16 protein-coding genes and 1 pseudogene are annotated in these 16,261 nt (G+C 64.1%); 11 read left to right on the top strand and 6 right to left on the bottom strand.

Annotation, left to right across the window (positions count from 1 at the left end; translation table 11 throughout):
* Nucleotides 1-25: 25 nt before the first annotated feature.
* The 3 genes and pseudogenes from CH268_RS18105 to CH268_RS18115 form a co-directional block, all read right to left on the bottom strand.
* Nucleotides 26-667: a TetR/AcrR family transcriptional regulator gene (locus tag CH268_RS18105; protein ID WP_032368661.1), complete on the bottom strand. Its 642-nt coding sequence runs from the start codon at nucleotides 665-667 to the stop codon at nucleotides 26-28.
* A gap of 51 nt (nucleotides 668-718) precedes the next feature.
* Nucleotides 719-2,140 (bottom strand): annotated as a pseudogene (locus CH268_RS18110) (lipase family protein).
* Nucleotides 2,141-2,342: 202 nt separating this feature from the next.
* Nucleotides 2,343-3,224, bottom strand: coding sequence for a dioxygenase family protein (locus tag CH268_RS18115; RefSeq protein WP_094665428.1), 882 nt, complete (start codon nucleotides 3,222-3,224; stop codon nucleotides 2,343-2,345).
* 83 nt (nucleotides 3,225-3,307) lie between these two features.
* Here CH268_RS18115 and CH268_RS18120 point away from each other — a divergent pair, with 83 nt between their 5' ends.
* Nucleotides 3,308-3,706: a hypothetical protein gene (locus CH268_RS18120; RefSeq protein WP_094665430.1), complete on the top strand. Its 399-nt coding sequence runs from the start codon at nucleotides 3,308-3,310 to the stop codon at nucleotides 3,704-3,706.
* Here CH268_RS18120 and CH268_RS18125 read toward each other — a convergent pair.
* Complete coding sequence (locus CH268_RS18125) at nucleotides 3,678-3,887, bottom strand: hypothetical protein (RefSeq protein ID WP_094665432.1); 210 nt, start codon at nucleotides 3,885-3,887, stop codon at nucleotides 3,678-3,680. The two genes, CH268_RS18120 and CH268_RS18125, sit on opposite strands and share 29 nt — an antisense overlap.
* Before the next feature lie 93 nt (nucleotides 3,888-3,980).
* On the opposite strand from CH268_RS18125, the gene CH268_RS18130 reads away from it, so the two are divergent.
* From CH268_RS18130 to fahA, 4 genes are all read left to right on the top strand, one after another.
* Nucleotides 3,981-4,508 carry a MarR family winged helix-turn-helix transcriptional regulator gene (locus CH268_RS18130; protein WP_032384151.1) on the top strand — a complete coding sequence of 176 codons (528 nt, stop codon included), beginning with the start codon at nucleotides 3,981-3,983 and terminating at the stop codon, nucleotides 4,506-4,508.
* Between the two features lie 71 nt (nucleotides 4,509-4,579).
* Nucleotides 4,580-5,773 (top strand): homogentisate 1,2-dioxygenase, encoded by a 1,194-nt coding sequence (locus CH268_RS18135; protein ID WP_094665434.1) that lies wholly within the window; start codon nucleotides 4,580-4,582, stop codon nucleotides 5,771-5,773.
* Complete coding sequence (locus CH268_RS18140; protein WP_369597515.1) at nucleotides 5,719-6,558, top strand: hypothetical protein; 840 nt, start codon at nucleotides 5,719-5,721, stop codon at nucleotides 6,556-6,558. The genes CH268_RS18135 and CH268_RS18140 overlap by 55 nt, the downstream gene beginning before the upstream one ends.
* Before the next feature lie 19 nt (nucleotides 6,559-6,577).
* Nucleotides 6,578-7,744, top strand: coding sequence for a fumarylacetoacetase (gene fahA / locus CH268_RS18145; protein ID WP_094665436.1), 1,167 nt, complete (start codon nucleotides 6,578-6,580; stop codon nucleotides 7,742-7,744).
* Nucleotides 7,745-7,750: 6 nt separating this feature from the next.
* Here the strand turns inward: fahA and CH268_RS18150 are convergent, their stop codons facing one another.
* Nucleotides 7,751-8,263: an Lrp/AsnC family transcriptional regulator gene (locus CH268_RS18150; RefSeq protein ID WP_094665438.1), complete on the bottom strand. Its 513-nt coding sequence runs from the start codon at nucleotides 8,261-8,263 to the stop codon at nucleotides 7,751-7,753.
* Nucleotides 8,264-8,425: 162 nt separating this feature from the next.
* On the opposite strand from CH268_RS18150, the gene hppD reads away from it, so the two are divergent.
* Complete coding sequence (gene hppD, locus CH268_RS18155) at nucleotides 8,426-9,631, top strand: 4-hydroxyphenylpyruvate dioxygenase (protein WP_048316976.1); 1,206 nt, start codon at nucleotides 8,426-8,428, stop codon at nucleotides 9,629-9,631.
* 28 nt (nucleotides 9,632-9,659) lie between these two features.
* Here the strand turns inward: hppD and CH268_RS18160 are convergent, their stop codons facing one another.
* The gene (locus tag CH268_RS18160) at nucleotides 9,660-10,145 is read right to left on the bottom strand and encodes an Lrp/AsnC family transcriptional regulator (RefSeq protein ID WP_032368670.1); all 486 of its coding nucleotides are present in this window, start codon (nucleotides 10,143-10,145) and stop codon (nucleotides 9,660-9,662) included.
* A gap of 158 nt (nucleotides 10,146-10,303) precedes the next feature.
* Here CH268_RS18160 and pdhA point away from each other — a divergent pair, with 158 nt between their 5' ends.
* The 5 genes from pdhA to CH268_RS18190 all read left to right on the top strand — a co-directional run bounded on the left by pdhA (nucleotide 10,304) and on the right by CH268_RS18190 (nucleotide 16,207).
* Entirely contained in the window at nucleotides 10,304-11,419 is a 1,116-nt protein-coding gene (gene pdhA / locus CH268_RS18165; protein WP_094665440.1) for a pyruvate dehydrogenase (acetyl-transferring) E1 component subunit alpha, read from the top strand.
* Nucleotides 11,416-12,420 (top strand): alpha-ketoacid dehydrogenase subunit beta, encoded by a 1,005-nt coding sequence (locus CH268_RS18170; protein ID WP_094665442.1) that lies wholly within the window; start codon nucleotides 11,416-11,418, stop codon nucleotides 12,418-12,420. Before pdhA ends, CH268_RS18170 begins: the two co-directional genes overlap by 4 nt.
* Complete coding sequence (locus tag CH268_RS18175) at nucleotides 12,417-13,676, top strand: dihydrolipoamide acetyltransferase family protein (RefSeq protein WP_094665444.1); 1,260 nt, start codon at nucleotides 12,417-12,419, stop codon at nucleotides 13,674-13,676. Before CH268_RS18170 ends, CH268_RS18175 begins: the two co-directional genes overlap by 4 nt.
* A complete protein-coding gene (gene lpdA / locus CH268_RS18180) occupies nucleotides 13,673-15,040 on the top strand; it encodes a dihydrolipoyl dehydrogenase (RefSeq protein WP_094665446.1) in 1,368 nt (455 codons plus the stop codon). The genes CH268_RS18175 and lpdA overlap by 4 nt, the downstream gene beginning before the upstream one ends.
* A 591-nt stretch (nucleotides 15,041-15,631) precedes the next feature.
* On the top strand, nucleotides 15,632-16,207 hold the full coding sequence (locus CH268_RS18190; protein ID WP_141215163.1) for a DUF4839 domain-containing protein: 576 nt from the start codon (nucleotides 15,632-15,634) through the stop codon (nucleotides 16,205-16,207).
* Nucleotides 16,208-16,261: the final 54 nt, after the last annotated feature.

The raw sequence follows: 16,261 nt of genomic DNA on the forward strand, positions 1-16,261 counted from the left end.
ACTGTATTGCGCGGCCGGCTGCAGTTCAGTTCAGGTCCGGAACGAACGCTGCCAGGACGGCAACCATCGTGTCCACGATCTGCTCGATGGGTGGACGAGGCGGAGCAGTGCGGGACCAGTCGGAGACGATCTCGGTGAGCGCACCGAGGAATGCCGTTGCGGCCAAGCGGTATCCACCCGGGGGAACGAAATCGGAACCGACTTCCGAGCGCAGGGTGTTCTCGAAGAACTCCACCCACTGCGCACGACGGCGCGTCCGATGCTGTTCGACGGCATCGCTGACACCCAGCATCTCCAGATAGGAGATGCGCGCCCGACGTGGGTCACCACCGATCGATCCGACCAGGGCCGTCATCGCTGCGACGACCAGAGAGCGGCGATCACGGTCGACCTGCTCGTCGAGTGCGGCGACGACGGCGGCCAGCGCGTCGTCTTGGATCAGGTCGTAGACGTCCACGAGCAGCGCCTCACGGTTGGCGAACTCACTGTAGAACTGACTGCGTGCGAGGCCTGCCGCGGCGCAGATGTCCGCCACCGAGGTGGCGGCGTACCCGCGTCCCCCGATGACCTCGATAGCCGCGTGCAAGAACCGAGCTCGTCGATCGGCTTTCCGAACAGCGGAGGATCGTCCGGCGTAGATGCGGCCCTGATCATCGGCGACAGTCACCGAGGGAGTCTACAGGCGACGCACCGCTCGCAGCCCCGCTGATCGGTTCCATCACGACCCGATCGGCTTCCCGAACAATCCGGCGATTATCTCGCCGACGGCCGCGACGAACGTCGGGTGTGCACGCGTGTCGAGCGCCATCGAGCCGACATCGTTCGTCCGGCAACCCGGTTCCACCGGAACACCGGCAAATCGGTCGCGCATCCACAACACCGCACTCGGAAAAGCGATCAGCTCCAAGCTGATGTGCTCACTGAAATGATCGCGGGTGTACGTGACGTCGGCACCCGGACGGCTGCAGTACGACTCGACCATCGCGTTGACCGGCCCGATCGGCACCAGCCAGTCCGGGTTGGAATGGTAGACGTAGAGCGGCATGTTCGGAGTGGTGCGGCCGAGCTGCATCGCGGACAGGGCCTTCTTCACCACCGGTTGCTGGATCGGGTCGCCGTCGGTGTGCAGCAAGCCTTTCAGGTTGACGAACGGCAGCAGCGCCGACGAGTAGCCGACACAGAGGTTGTCCTTGGCCGCGAACAACGTTCTACCGAACGGGTCGACGTGTTCGTCGATGAAGGCGGCCAGCTCAGGACTCTCGCGGCTGGCACCGATGATGCCGGCGGCGACGATGCCCGATCCCAGGGTGTTGTTCGCGTTGTCGACCAATGCCCCGAGTTCGGCCGGGGTGCCGCCCTCGGTGACTCCGACGATATCGAGCTCAGGGGCGTAGTTTTCGGCCAGTTCTGCTGCGTGCCCGGTGGCGATCGCGCCACCGGAGTAGCCGCTCATCCCCACCTTGGTGGCCTCCCCGGCCAACTGCATCGGCGCGAATTTCTCGGCAGCTCGGATGCCGTCGAGTGTGATCCGGCCGGCGACCGGCCCGGCGGCGAACGAATTGTTCGGGCCCTGATGATCGGGTACCGACACCGCTCATCCTTGCGCCAACGCTGCCTGCACTTCGAGGAATTGAGCGCCCGACGTCACCGCGCCGGTCACCGGCCAGGGGATGGCACCCGCTCGCATCGCGTACGACGGAGCGCAAAAGGCCGCGAGAGAATCCTCGGCCACCTGGATGGAGATCAACGGACGCGGTGCCGCAGGCACTCCCCGCGGCTTGATGACCGTGGTCACGGCGGCGATCGGCTCGTCGCGCCCGTTGTTGGACCGGAACGACAACTGCCACGCGTCGACCTGCGTGGGAATGACGTTCAGAGTAGCCAGCTCGACGGGCCGTGCGGCGATGATCTGGCCCGGCGCGGCCGCTGCCACCACGTCGGCGGGAGGAAGGTAGAAGTCGGTGTCGAACTCGGGAATCTTCGGCCACGTGAGCGGCGGCAGAGGCGGCTGAACCTCCACACCGGCCGGACCGCTGGATTCGGGTGCAGCGGAAGCGGGGCTGGTCGTAGCGGCAACGGCAGCGGCTACGGTCGCCACACCGATTGCTACCCGCAGCGTCCAAGATCGGGCAGAAGACACGGCTGTACTCCTTCGCGCCGGACAACGGGGTCCACAGGACGCGCGCCCGGCGACATTTCGTACAGCGCATCCGACAATCTTGGACACCGATGTCCGAGATGGTGCTCAGAACTGTAGAGCGAAGTGGCGTGGATAACAATCCCCGAACCGAAAAAGATTCAGAACTGAATCGAGCCCAATTGCACGGGGTAGTTCCCGTTCGTCACGCGACGGCGAAAGATCGCTTCGCCAAACCGAACTGGAAGCCGGTGATGGCCGTCGACACCGGAGCTTCCGGATTCTCGGCGGCACCGAGGGTGACGAACAACGGCGTGAAATGTTCGACGGTGGGGTGCGCGTACGGCATTCCCGGTGCGGCACTGCGGAAGTCGGCGAGAGTCCCGACGTCACCGCGAGACAAGGCGTCGGCGGCCCAGAGGTCGAAGTCCTCGGACCACGTCGGCACGGTGTTGGTTGCGAAATTCTCCCGGGACAGGAACGGCAGTCCGTGGGTCATGAACCCGGAACCGATGACCAACACACCCTCGGCCCGAAGTTCCTTCAGCGCAGCGCCTATCGCCATCAGCCGATCGGGCGCGTGCGTCGGCAGGCTCAATTGCAGAACCGGGACATCGGCATAGGGATACATGACCTTCAGCGGCACCCAGGCACCGTGATCGAGTCCGCGCGCGGTGTGCCGATGCAGGTTCTCCGACGCCGGAATGGCCGCGGCCACCCGTGCGGCCAGCGCCTGAGCGTCGGGAGTCCGATATTCCATCGAGTAGTAGCGCTGCGCAAATCCACCGAAGTCGTAGACGAGTGGTGTCGCCGCAGCCGTCGCGGACAGGCTCAACGGGGCCTCTTCCCAGTGTGCGCTGACGATCAGGATCGCCTTCGGCTTGGGCATCGACTGCGACCAGGTGAAGAGTTCGTTCATCCAGAGTGCGTCGTCGAACACCGGGGGTGCACCGTGACTGATGTACAGGGCGGGCATCGGCCCATCGTGTGGGGTCCACATCTGCTGCGACCGGCTCGCGGGTGCTGCGTCGGCGAGAAACGCATCGAATGCGGCACCCGCGACGGGCGGGTTCATCACAGAAGTCATGGCGGGTCCTTCGAAGTACCTAAGTTGAAACTTCAACTTAGCATCCATTGGGCATTCCAGCCAGCATCGATACTCTCGGCTGTATGCCGGATGTCTATCGCGCCCCGATGCCGAATGGCGTCGAGCGTGCCCTCACCTACGGACTCTGCGGCATGTCGGCCGACGACGAACGCTCGCTACGACGGGTCGAGCGTTTCGAGCAGGTCGCGGACCGATCTTTCGTTTGGACGCGAACCGAGCACGGCGAGTACTTCCTCGGCCGAATTTCCGGCCCACTACGGGAGGATCACAGCGCCGACGCGGTGGCGTCGAACATGATCTTCGTCCGTGACTGCGAGTGGATCGGCGAGCCTGTTCCCGAGCACGAGGTACCCGCCGCGACGCTGCGCACATTCGCGCGCGGCGGGCGAAATTTTCAGCAGACACACGACCCGCGGGTCGGTGCAGAGTCGGCTAGCGTGTGGCGAGCGCGAGGTCGCTGACCTGGGGATCGACCTGTACGAGAGAGTAGCCCTTGATCTCGAACTTGTTCTCCCCCTCGGGCGGTCCGAGCACGGCGCGGACGATCAGGGTCGCGGCAGCAGCGACGAGTGCGATCACGATGACCACTGCTGCCACGATCAGCAGGGTGCGGGGGCCACCGAACAGGTTCTTCGAGCTCATGGGTCCATCATGGCCCCTCCTCGGTGGGACACGAATCTCGCTGCGTGAGTAGTAAAGGTGTTGATCAGATGAGTTCGTGGCTACAGTGAATCCGTGACCGACGCACCCGAGCCCGATTTCTGGTCGTTCATCGACACCGCCAACACCACACTGGCCCGGGAGTACGGGTTCGAGCATCAGCTGGCCACCGAGGTTCTGCTGACACTGAACCGAGCGTCGAACATCGTCACGTACGACCTCGAGTCGACGGTTCATCGCCCGCGAGGCTGGTCATGGTCGTCGTTTCGGCTGATGTTCGTCACGTGGCTGGCCGGCCCGATCGAGCCGCGACGAGCAGCCGAACTGACCGGCATGAGCCGCGCCGCCGTGTCGAACCTGTCCAAGACACTCATCTCCGGCGGCCTGCTCGCCAGCACGCCCGACGAGAAGGACGGACGTTCGGTGCGCCTCGCCCTGACCGCACTGGGGCACGACGAGATGGTCGAGGCGTTCGCCGAACAGAACGAACGGGAGAACGCATGGGCCAGCGCGCTCACCGAACCCGAACAGCGAATCCTGGTGATGCTGTTGACCAAACTGATCACCAACCGCAGCCAGTTCGACGTCCGGGGGCGCAACTGAAGGTTGCGTAGATCACGTCAAAGTAGTTAATGTCTTTACTACAAGCGGTGACAGAACTCAGGAGAGAGCACGTGGCCTACTACCGGCAGCTCGGATCGGTTCCGCCGAAGCGGCACACCCAGCACCGAACTCCAGACGGCAACCTCTACTGCGAGGAGCTGATGGGCGAAGAGGGCTTCTCTTCGGACTCGTCTCTGCTGTACCACCGCCACATACCGTCGGCCATCGTCGATGCCACGGTCTGGGATCTGCCCGATCAATCGACGACGCCCAACCATCCGCTCGTGCCGCGGCACCTGAAGTTGCACGAGCTGTTTCCCGAATCCACGGTGGCGGACACCGACGTCGTCACCGGCCGACGCCTCGTTCTCGGCAACGACGACGTCAGACTGTCCTACGTCGTCGCATCGAAAACTTCACCGCTGTATCGCAATTCGATCGGTGACGAGATGGTCTACGTCGAATCCGGTTCTGCCACCGTCGAAACGGTGTTCGGCGCTCTCCAGGCGCAGCAGGGTGACTACGTGCTCATTCCGCGCGCGACGACGCATCGTTGGATTCCCGACGGTCCACTGCGCGCCTACGCCATCGAAGCCAACAGTCACATCGCGCCACCGAAGCGGTTCCTGTCGAAGTACGGGCAGCTGCTCGAGAACGCTCCCTACTGCGAACGCGATCTACACGGCCCCACCGAGCCTCTACTCGCCGACGGCGAAGACATCGAAGTACTTGTCAAGCACCGTGGTTCGACGGGCATCGTCGGAACCCGCTACGTCTACCCGCAACACCCGTTCGACGTAGTGGGGTGGGACGGCTGCCTGTATCCGTACACGTTCAACATCTCCGACTACGAACCGATCACCGGCCGTGTGCATCAACCGCCGCCTGCGCATCAGGCATTCGAGGGGGCCAACTTCGTGATCTGTAATTTCGTTCCGCGCAAGGTCGACTACCACCCGCTCGCAATTCCGGTGCCGTACTACCACTCCAACGTCGACTCCGACGAGATCATGTTTTACGTCGGCGGCGACTACGAGGCCCGCAAGGGTTCCGGAATCGGCCAGGGATCGATCTCGGTGCATCCGGGCGGTCATGCTCACGGTCCGCAACCCGGTGCATACGAACGCAGTATCGGTGCCGAGTTCTTCGACGAACTGGCCGTCATGGTCGATACCTTCCGCCCCCTCGAACTCGGTGAAGGAGCGCTCGCGTGCGAGGACACCGGGTACGCATGGACGTGGGCAGGCCGGGGGCCGAACCGATGATCCCGAAGTTCTTCCATCGCCTGTGCGACGACGCCGCTGCCTTCCCTCCCGGCAATGCACCACTCGATGTTGCTGCAGCACAACATCTCGAGTACCGGGCGAGTTCTTTCGCAGACCTCGTCGGACCGCTGGTCGTTCCGATGGACCGGGTGAACGAGCTCGTCCTGGGCACTCGGATGCAGGTCGCGTTGACCACATCTGCCGGCCCGGGCAGCGTGGAGGCAGGCCTACGCGCCGCCGACCGCACCGCCGGCGTGACGGTCGTTGCCGTCGAAGTGGCCGTACCCGAGGGCACGAGCATCGACGCCTTGCGCAACATCACTCAGGACATCGACATCTATGTCGAAATCCCCCGAGACTCCCGACGAGACGACATCTTCGACGCAGTCGACGAGTTCGGGTATCGCGCCAAATTCAGGACCGGCGGCGTCACGGCCCACGAGTACCCGGACGAGCGGGAGCTTGCCGCGCTCATCTACGAGGCGGCACAACGCGAGGTCCACTTCAAAGCCACCGCGGGTCTGCACCATGCCGCCCGTAACACCGATCCCCACAACGGTTTCGAGCAACACGGTTTCCTCAACGTGATCCTCGCGGCGCAGGCCGCACACAGCGGCGCACGCGTCGGCGAGCTCGAGAAGATCCTGGCGATCCGGGACGCCGACGTCCTCGCCGGTCTCGTCGCCGGGATCGAGGGTCAACGCGCCTTCGCATCGTTCGGCACCTGCAGCATCCGCGAACCCCTGGACGACCTCGTCCGCCTCGGACTCGTCCCACCTCAGTGAACCAAGGAGCGCGCCGCTCATGACGCACATCGACATCCCCGCCGACTCCGAGTTCGGAATCGACAACCTTCCTTACGGCATTTTCAGTACTCCTGGTTCGGACGCTCGAGTCGGAGTCCGGTACGGCGACAATGTGATCGATCTGTTTGTCGCACTGAACGATTCGGATTTCGCCTCGCCCAGCCTCAATGCTTTCATGGCGCGCGGCCGCAGTCGGTGGGTCGAGGTCCGCGAGTCCGTCACCGCCATGATCGACAGTGACACGACCCCCGCGGACGCGATCGTCTCGGTTTCCGACGTCACGATGCACCTGCCGTTCGAAGTTGCGGACTACGTGGACTTCTACGCGTCCGAGCACCACGCGTCCAATCTCGGCCGACTCTTTCGTCCCGATGCCGAACCGCTGCTACCGAATTGGAAGCACCTGCCCGTGGCGTATCACGGACGGTCGGGGACGGTCGTCGTGTCCGGTACCGACGTCAGGCGTCCGAACGGTCAACGCAAGGCACCCGACGAGCCGTCGCCCACGTTCGGCCCGTCTCGTCGACTGGACATCGAGGCTGAGATGGGCTTCGTCGTCGGCGTTCCGGCGGATGGTCCCATCTCGCCGGATCAGTTCTCCGAGCACGTGTTCGGTGCCGTCATCGCCAACGACTGGTCTGCTCGCGACATCCAGGCCTGGGAGTACGTGCCGCTGGGGCCGAACCTCGGCAAGAGTTTCGCGACGTCCATCTCGCCCTGGGTGGTCCCCTTGCTCGCGTTGGATCAGGCGCGGGTGTCGACACCGGCGCAGGAGCCCGCGCCGCTCGAACACCTCCGCGAATCCCGTTCCTGGGCACTCGATATCGATCTGTCCGTCACGTGGAACGGCCATGTCGTATCCCGTCCGCCGTACAGTTCGATGTATTGGTCGCCGGCCCAGATGCTGGCTCACGAGACCAGCAACGGCGCGACATCCCGAACCGGTGACCTGTTCGCGTCGGGCACCATCTCGGGGCCCGAGAAGAATCAGCGCGGTGCCTTCATCGAACTCACCTGGGGTGGTAAGGAACCGGTGTCACTCGGATCGGAGACCCGGACGTTCCTCGAGGACGGCGACGACGTCGTTATCGCCGCCAGCGCTCCGGGGCCGAACGGTGCGCGCATCGGGTTCGGCGACGTACGTGGCCGGATCGTTCCGGCCTGAGGCCTATCACTCGCCCGTCCGTCTGTATGCGGGGGCTCTGGGGGTTCGATCGGACTCGGCGCTGTTGAGCAGTGGCAGTGCCCGGAACTCGACCAATTCCGAGAGTACGACAACACTGGTCGACCGCGCGATCGTGCGAGATTGATTGAGCGCAATCAACGTTCGCTGCAGATCGTCATGAGACGCCGCGGCGACCCGGCACAACACATCGCCGACGCCGGTTGTCGCGAATGCCTCCAACACTCCGGGTATCTGCTCCAGGACGGCGACGACGTCACCGAGCGCACCCTGGGCAATCTCCAATGTGACGAACGCCTGCACGCCGTAACCGGCTGCTGCCAAACCGATTCGAGGCTGATAGCCGGTGATGACACCGCTGTCCTCCAATCGCTGCAGGCGGGCCGACACAGTCGCACGTGCAACACCGAGCGTTCGCGACAGCTCGAGCACGCCGATCCGCGAATTGTCGTGCAGCGCAGCGAGCATCGCCCGGTCCAATTCGTCCAACGTCGATTCCATGACGCACCTCCACTTTGCTATACGAATCGTATAGCAAAGTGCGGAACAACCTGCCCTATCTGCACAGCACGGACAGCTATTCAGGCGTCGATTGACTCCCCTGCACCGCGATGTTGGGCTGGGCGGAACAGTGTGCCTCACTCGGACCAACCAGGAGCTTTCATGAGCCTCGACAACATCCTCAACGACGACGAGAAGCTCGCCGATCTCGACGCCGATCAGCTGCGGCAGCTAGTCGGACTCGTGGAGTACGACGACAAGCGAGATCCCTTTCCCGTCAGTGGCTGGGACGCCATCGTGTGGGTGGTCGGCAACGCGACGCAGACCGCGCACTTCTTCCAGTCCGCCTTCGGCATGGAGCTCGTTGCGTACTCGGGCCCGACCACCGGCCAACGCGACCACCACGCGTACGTGCTCAAGTCCGGCGCAGTGCGTTTCGTCATCAAGGGAGCCGTCGACCCCGACAGCGAACTGGTGGCACACCACACGCGCCACGGCGACGGCGTCGTCGACATCGCGCTGGCCGTGCCGGACGTGGACCGGTGCATCGAACATGCGCGAGCCCAGGGCGCGCGCGTACTACAAGAACCGACCGACATGTCCGACGAGCACGGCACGGTCCGCACCGCGGCCATCGCGACCTACGGCGACACCCGACACACGCTCGTCGACCGATCCCGCTACACCGGCACCTACCTCCCCGGTTATGTGCCACGCACGTCGACGTTGCAGCGACCGGAGGGCGCTCCCAAGCGCATCTTCCAGGCTCTCGATCACGTGGTCGGCAATGTCGAGCTCGGCAAGATGGACGAGTGGGTCGACTTCTACCACCGCGTCATGGGCTTCACGAACATGGCCGAGTTCGTCGGGGCCGACATCGCCACCGATTACTCGGCGTTGATGAGCAAGGTCGTCTCCAACGGCAACCACCGAGTGAAGTTCCCGCTGAACGAGCCGGCCATCGCCAAGAAGCGATCACAGATCGACGAGTACCTGGACTTCTACCGCGGACCGGGCGCACAGCATCTGGCGCTGGCGACCAACGACATCCTGTCTTCGGTCGATGCGCTCCGCGCGGCGGGCGTCGAATTTCTCGCCACTCCTGATTCGTACTACGAGGATCCCGCACTGCGAGCTCGTATCGGTAAGGTCCGAGTGCCGATCGAAGAGTTGCAGAAGCGCGGAATTCTCGTCGACCGAGACGAGGACGGGTACCTACTGCAGATCTTCACCAAGCCGCTGGTCGATCGCCCGACGGTGTTCTTCGAGATGATCGAACGCCACGGCTCGCTCGGCTTCGGCATCGGCAACTTCAAGGCACTGTTCGAGGCCATCGAACGTGAGCAGGACGCTCGCGGCAACTTCTGACTCGTACCGCGAACGACGCCGCCCACTGTCAGCGTTCGGTGGGCGGCGCAGTTCGTCCCAGACCACCTCGGTCCTCGTCGAAGATCAACCACGTGCGCGTCGCCCGGACGCCGTCGAGCGATTGCAGGCCCTCCAGCACGACTTGCCGCAGGCTCTCGTTGTCGGGAGTCCTGATGAGTACCAGCACGTCGAAATCCCCTCCGAGCAAACTGAAGTGGTCGACGAATTCCATCGACCGCAACCCCTCGGACACACTGCGCCACGAATCCTGACGGATCGACAACGCGATGAACGCCGAGGTCCCTAGCCCGGACGCCCCGTGATCCACCTGCACGGTGAACCGTTCGATGACACCCGCATCCTTGAGCCTGTCCACCCGTGTATAGGTATGTGCCCTAGAGAGATTCAAACGATCGGCCAGCACCCGCATCGAGACCCGCCCGTCGGCAGTCAGCTCGGCGAGGATGCGACGATCCGTGTCGTCCAATTCCACACGTCTCGAGACGTCGTCCATTCGTCCGCTCCTACCTGGTGGTTCGCTACGCCGATCCGACAGATAGTCAGTTCGTACCTGAAATGTCGGCAATATGTCTGCAATCCTACGACCATAGGACTTCTTCCTCACCGATTCGGCCAGAATCACCGTACAAGCCGATCTCAGGAGAATGCCCCATGACGACCGTCGAGAAGGTTCCGGCAACGTCCTACCAACAGTTCATGCCTGCCGACCGTCCCGTGCAGTACCTCGCACCCGATGGGACGGGCGTGGACAGTGCCGCCCGCTACGCACACCCGTCGAACGAGCGCCTGCTCGAGATGTACCGCTCGATGGTGCACGGCCGCCGATTCGACCAGCAGGCAACAGCATTGACCAAACAGGGTCGGCTTGCGGTCTACCCGTCCTCCCGCGGCCAGGAGGCCTGCCAGATCGCCGCAGCCCTGTGCCTGGGTGAGCAGGACTGGATGTTTCCGACGTACCGTGACTCGATGGCTCTCGCGGCGCGAGGCGTCGACCAGGTGGAGCTGCTCGGCATGCTCGCCGGCTACTGGCACTGCGGCTACGATCCCACCGCCTACAAGGTCGCTCCCCAATGCACCCCTCTGGCAACACAATTGCTGCACGCGACCGGTTTCGCCTACGCCGAGGCCAAGCAGGGACGAGACACCATCGCCCTCGCGTTCTGCGGCGACGGAGCGACCAGTGAGGGCGACTTCCACGAGGCCCTCAACTTTGCCGCGGTGTTCCGCGCACCGGTGATTTTCCTGGTGCAGAACAACGGATTCGCCATCAGCGTTCCACTCGCGCGTCAGACTGCAGCTCCGTCGTTGTCGCACAAGGGAGTCGGCTACGGCATCGGCAGCGAGCAGGTCGACGGCAACGACCCGATCGCGATGATGGCCGTGATGGACGAGGCAGTGAAGTACGTCCGAGCAGGCAAAGGACCGGTGGTCGTCGAGGCGCACACCTACCGCATGGACGCCCACACCAATGCCGACGACGCCACGCGCTACCGCAAGGCAGACGAGGTCGAAGGATGGTTGGCCCGAGATCCGCTCTCGCGCCTCGATTCCTACCTCGAAGCCCAGGGTCTGCTCACCGACGAGCTGCGTGAACAGATGACGGAATCGGCCGACGCCGATGCCGCAGCACTTCGCGCGGGCATGAACGTCGAGCAGGACGTCGACCCCGAGGATCTGTTCCGGTTCGTCTACTCCTCCCCCACGCCCGGCCTGATCGAACAGCGAAATCAGGTCGCCGCCGAGATCGCAGCAGGAGAACTGTCATGACCACGATGAACATGGCCGGAGCCCTCAACGCCGCCCTACGCGACGCGTTGACCGAGGACGAGAAGGTGGTCGTCTTCGGCGAGGATGTCGGCACGCTCGGCGGCGTCTTTCGCGTCACCGACGGACTGACCCGAGACTTCGGTGACGATCGTTGCTTCGACACCCCGCTCGCGGAGTCGGGCATCGTGGGATTCGCGATCGGAATGGCGATGTCGGGCTACAAGCCCGTCGTCGAGATGCAGTTCGACGCCTTTGCCTACCCGGCTTTCGAGCAGATCGTGTCCCATGTTGCCAAGCTGCGCAACAGAACTCGCGGATCACTCACCGCGCCGATGGTCATCCGCATCCCGTTCGCGGGAGGTATCGGCGGCGTCGAACATCACTGCGACTCGTCCGAGGCCTACTACGCGCACACCCCGGGCCTGAAGGTCGTCTCCCCGTCCACCGTCGCCGACGCGTACTCGCTGATGCGTGACGCCATCGCAGATCCCGATCCGGTGATCTTCCTCGAACCGAAGCGGCTGTACTTCTCGAAGGACGACATCGACCTGGCCAAGACCGAGCCGATCGGCACCGCCGTCGTGCGTCGTGCCGGTACCGACGTCACTCTGCTCGCGTACGGCCCCACCGTGTCGGTTGCCATGCAGGCAGCAGAGTTCGCTGCCGAGGACGGCCGGAGCGTCGAGGTGATCGATCTGCGGTCGATCAATCCGTTCGACGACGAAACCGTCGCAGCCTCGGTACGGAAGACCGGACGCTGCATCGTGATTCAGGAAGCGCAGGGGTTTTCCGGCGTCGCCGCTGAGATCGCCTCGCGCGTCTCCGAGCGCTGCTTCCACCACCTGCACGCGCCGGTGCTGCGGGTGACCGGACTCGACATTCCCTACCCGGCACCGAAACTCGAACACTTCCACCTGCCGTCTGCCGACCGTGTGCTCGATGCCATCGACCGACTGCAGTGGAACGACGCTCCCGACCTCAGCAAGGCGGTCACGGTATGAGCATGCAGGTATTCCTGCTCCCCGACCTCGGTGAAGGACTGACCGAGGCCGAGATAGTGGAGTGGAAGGTCAAGCCCGGCGATACCGTCACCATCGATCAGGTCGTCGTCGAAGTAGAGACAGCGAAAGCGTCCGTCGAGGTGCCCTGCCCCTTCGAGGGCGTTGTCGGCGAACTGCATGCGGCCGAGGGCACCTCACTCGCCGTCGGCGCACCCTTGATCAGCATCACCGGCGGTGCCGTCGCCGATACGCCTGCAGCCCACGAGCGATACCGCGAGGAAGAACGCGCCGGCTCAGGAAATGTGCTGATCGGCTACGGAACCGGCCACGGCCCCACCGGCCGCCGGAAGCGTAGTGCGGCTGCGCCGCAGTGGAGTGAAAAAGTGCCGCCTGAGGCACTTAACCGCACCACTGCGCCGAAGGTGCTCTCCCCCATTGTTCGGAGCATGGCACTGCAGGGTGGGCTGGATCTGGCGTCTATCGATGTCGCCGGCAGTCATGGAGTCATCACCCGCGCGGACGTGGAACGGGCACTGTCCTCGAGCACTCCCAGTGCCGAGGGCGTCACTCGAATTCCCATCACCGGCATCCGTAAGACCATCGCCGACAAACTCTCTCGCAGTCGTGCGGAAATTCCCGAGGCGACCGTCTGGGTCGACGTCGACGTGACGGCTCTGCTGCAAGCCCGACGTGACCTCGACGCCTCCATCGACGGAGTGAAGGTGACACTGCTGGCAGTTCTCGCCAAACTCACCATAATCGCGCTGGCCAAGTTCCCCGAGCTCAACAGCACCGTCGACACCGCCGCGGGCGAGATCCTGCGGTACGAGAACGTCGGACTCGGTATTGCCGCGCAGACCGATCGTGGACTCATGGTTCCCGTTGTGCCGCAGGCCGACAAGGCCGACCTGAAGGAACTCTCCGAGCGGCTGGCCGAGCTGACCGAACTCGCGCGAACCGGCTCCCTGCCCGCAGCACGACTGAGCGGTGGAACGTTCACGCTCAACAACTACGGAGTGTTCGGGGTCGACGGCTCGGCCGCGATCATCAACCATCCCGAAGCCGCGATCCTGGGCATCGGACGCATCATCGACCGCCCGTGGGTAGTCGACGGCCAATTGGCCGTCCGCAAGGTTGCGCAGCTGTCATTGGCGTTCGATCACCGCGTGTGCGACGGCGGAGTGGCCGGCGGTTTCTTGCGCACCGTGGCCGATTTCGTCGAGAACCCCGTCGTGGCATTGGGATCCGTCCGATGAGTGACGTCGACGTTCTCATCCTCGGCGGCGGATCAGGTGGGTACTCCTGCGCCGTGCGGGCGGAGCAACTCGGCCTGACGGTCGCATTGGTCGAGGAGGACAAGCTCGGCGGCACGTGCCTGCACCGTGGATGTATACCGACCAAGGCACTGCTGCATACCGCCGAGGTGGCCGACGCGGTCCGCGGTTCGGCGCATGTCGGCGTCACCGCATCGTTCGCGGGCGTAGATATGCCTGCGGCACTGGACTATCAGCGCAGTGTGGTCGCCGGCCTGTACTCCGGACTGCAGGGCCTGCTGAAGCGTCCGAACATCGAGATCTTCTCGGGCCGTGGTCAGGTCGTCGGTCCTCGTACCGTCGAGGTGGACGGTCGACGCATCACCGGGGCCTCTCTCGTTCTCGCGACTGGGTCGTATTCGCGCACCATCCCCGGTATCGAGCTGGGGCCGCGCGTGCTCACCAGCGACGGGGCGTTGTCGCTCGATCGAGTTCCGGAGTCTGTCGTCGTACTCGGCGGCGGGGTCATAGGTATCGAATTCGCCAGCATCTGGGCATCGTTCGGTGCCAAGGTCACCGTCGTCGAGGCCCTCGATCGCATCGTTCCCGGTGAAGACGAGTGGGCCTCGAAGCAGTTGACCAAGGCATTACGCAAGCGCGGCATCGACATTCGTACCGGTACCAAGGTCGAGACCGTCACCGAATCTTTCGACGACGTTTCGGTGGCATTGTCATCCGGAGACAGCCTCGCCGCCGATCTCGTGCTCGTCTCCGTCGGACGCGGCCCTCGCACCGATGGCCTCGGGCTGGCCGAGCAGGGCATCGCCACCGAACGCGGCTTCGTCTCTGTCGACGACAATCTGCTCACCACCACAGAGGGCGTCTATGCCGTCGGCGACATCGTGGCGGGCTATCAGTTGGCTCACCGCGGATTCCAGCACGGCATGTTCGTCGCCGAACACATTGCCGGGCTCGCGCCGGCACGTATCGACGGAGATCTCGTTCCGCGCGTAACCTATTCGCATCCGGAGGTGGCGTCGGTCGGTCTCACCGAGAAGGCCGCGGAGGAAAAGTACGGCACCGTGACCTCGGTGGTCTACGACCTCGGCGGCAACGGCAAGAGCCGCATCCTCGCCACCGCGGGCGGAGTCAAGGTGATTCGCGCACGCGAGGACGGCCCTGTTGTGGGTGTCCACCTCGTCGGTGACCGCGTGGGCGAGCTGATCGGCGAGGCACAACTTGCGGTGGCATGGGAAGCATTGCCATCGGAGGTCGGTAGCTTCGTGCACGCGCACCCCACCCAGAACGAGGCACTGGGTGAGGCAATGATGGCGCTGTCGGGACGACCGTTGCACGCGCATAGCTGAGCGCGTTTCTTACGACCGGCTCCCCGAATGCACGTACAACGAGTCCGCCCTGTGGCGGCGTCACATGGCCCGACCGTTCGACGACTTGGCCGAAGACCTCGAGGCCGGCCATCTTCCCCGGCCTCGCACGATGGCAGAGCAAGTGGCGCTGCTGATTGTCATCGCACAGGCCTCAGCTGCTCTCTCCGCCGCCGAGCACAGCGAAGACTTAGCAGCCCTCGCTACTCACCCGCAAGACGGCGACTGGGACGCCGTGCCCGACGGCCTGATGGGCGACCGTGACGCCGAAGGCTTCTGTCACCCCGCCACCGCCATCCAAGAGCTTCAGGTCTTACCCTGTCATACGTGGTTTACGGCAAGAGCCGGTGAAGATTCACGCGATCCTCGCCGAGGGTTTGTGCCGTTACCTGCGTAACCCTCACCCTCGTGCTGGGTTCTGTACCGGCGCATCGGAACCGCGTGCCCCGCGGAGCGCTTCGCTCTCTTCCATCCACAAGCCAGCGCCCACCTCAGGCCGCACAGTCCTTGTCGGTCGGTAAGCTTCCTGCGGGTCCGGTCACGTTCCGGCGCGAATCTGGGAGCTTTGTGAACATGCCAACGGACACCGAAAACACTTACGAGACCAAGACGGTCCGCGCGGTCCGAGGCCTTGAGTCGCGAACGATCGAGAAGATGGAAAGCGAAGGCTGGGAGGTTGTCTCTCAGACACCCGGCAGGCTCCGGACGGAAATCATGTTCCGACGTTCAACGCCCAGCTCTCGCCGGGTCCTCTGGATTGTCGGTGGCGGCGCGTTTGCGCTGGTGTTAGCGGTCATCTTAGCCATCGGCATTATTGGCGAAAGGGACACCGACTCAGCGGAAACTGCCAGTCCTGCATCGAGTGAGATAGCTGCACCGAGCGAGCAGCTGGCCCCGGATGCGACAGGAACGCCGGCACCATCGCCGGTGTCTGGTGACGTTGTTCTCACGCCTGAGAACAGTCCGGAGCTCGCGGCTGTGCTCGCATTGAGTGACTACTGCTCCCCGGACATCGCGGCGTTCGCTGCTGCCCATCGTGGTCAGACGATCTCGTTCCCGGGCAGCGTCGGCGACATCGCACCCTACGAGGATGCGAGCACTAGGTGTAATGAGCAGGGACGTTGTGGACGGCGTGGCAGCGACAGATAGGTGAGGACCTCCGGTATCGGTGTGGTTACCACAACTGCACCGACAACCGAGAGG

Origin of the sequence: Rhodococcus sp. 06-1460-1B, from assembly GCF_002258475.1 — a bacterium.
In the GTDB taxonomy this organism is placed as follows: Bacteria; Actinomycetota; Actinomycetes; order Mycobacteriales; family Mycobacteriaceae; genus Rhodococcoides; species Rhodococcoides fascians.

Excerpts from the sequence above, each read along its gene's own strand:
- CH268_RS18115 (WP_094665428.1), bottom strand. The coding sequence starts at position 3,224 with ATGACTTCTGTGATGAACCCGCCCGTCGCGGGTGCCGCATTCGATGCG.
- CH268_RS18120 (WP_094665430.1), top strand. The coding sequence starts at position 3,308 with ATGCCGGATGTCTATCGCGCCCCGATGCCGAATGGCGTCGAGCGTGCC.
- CH268_RS18125 (WP_094665432.1), bottom strand. The coding sequence starts at position 3,887 with ATGAGCTCGAAGAACCTGTTCGGTGGCCCCCGCACCCTGCTGATCGTG.
- fahA (WP_094665436.1), top strand. The coding sequence starts at position 6,578 with ATGACGCACATCGACATCCCCGCCGACTCCGAGTTCGGAATCGACAAC.
- CH268_RS18150 (WP_094665438.1), bottom strand. The coding sequence starts at position 8,263 with ATGGAATCGACGTTGGACGAATTGGACCGGGCGATGCTCGCTGCGCTG.
- hppD (WP_048316976.1), top strand. The coding sequence starts at position 8,426 with ATGAGCCTCGACAACATCCTCAACGACGACGAGAAGCTCGCCGATCTC.
- CH268_RS18160 (WP_032368670.1), bottom strand. The coding sequence starts at position 10,145 with ATGGACGACGTCTCGAGACGTGTGGAATTGGACGACACGGATCGTCGC.
- pdhA (WP_094665440.1), top strand. The coding sequence starts at position 10,304 with ATGACGACCGTCGAGAAGGTTCCGGCAACGTCCTACCAACAGTTCATG.
- CH268_RS18170 (WP_094665442.1), top strand. The coding sequence starts at position 11,416 with ATGACCACGATGAACATGGCCGGAGCCCTCAACGCCGCCCTACGCGAC.
- CH268_RS18175 (WP_094665444.1), top strand. The coding sequence starts at position 12,417 with ATGAGCATGCAGGTATTCCTGCTCCCCGACCTCGGTGAAGGACTGACC.
- lpdA (WP_094665446.1), top strand. The coding sequence starts at position 13,673 with ATGAGTGACGTCGACGTTCTCATCCTCGGCGGCGGATCAGGTGGGTAC.
- CH268_RS18190 (WP_141215163.1), top strand. The coding sequence starts at position 15,632 with ATGCCAACGGACACCGAAAACACTTACGAGACCAAGACGGTCCGCGCG.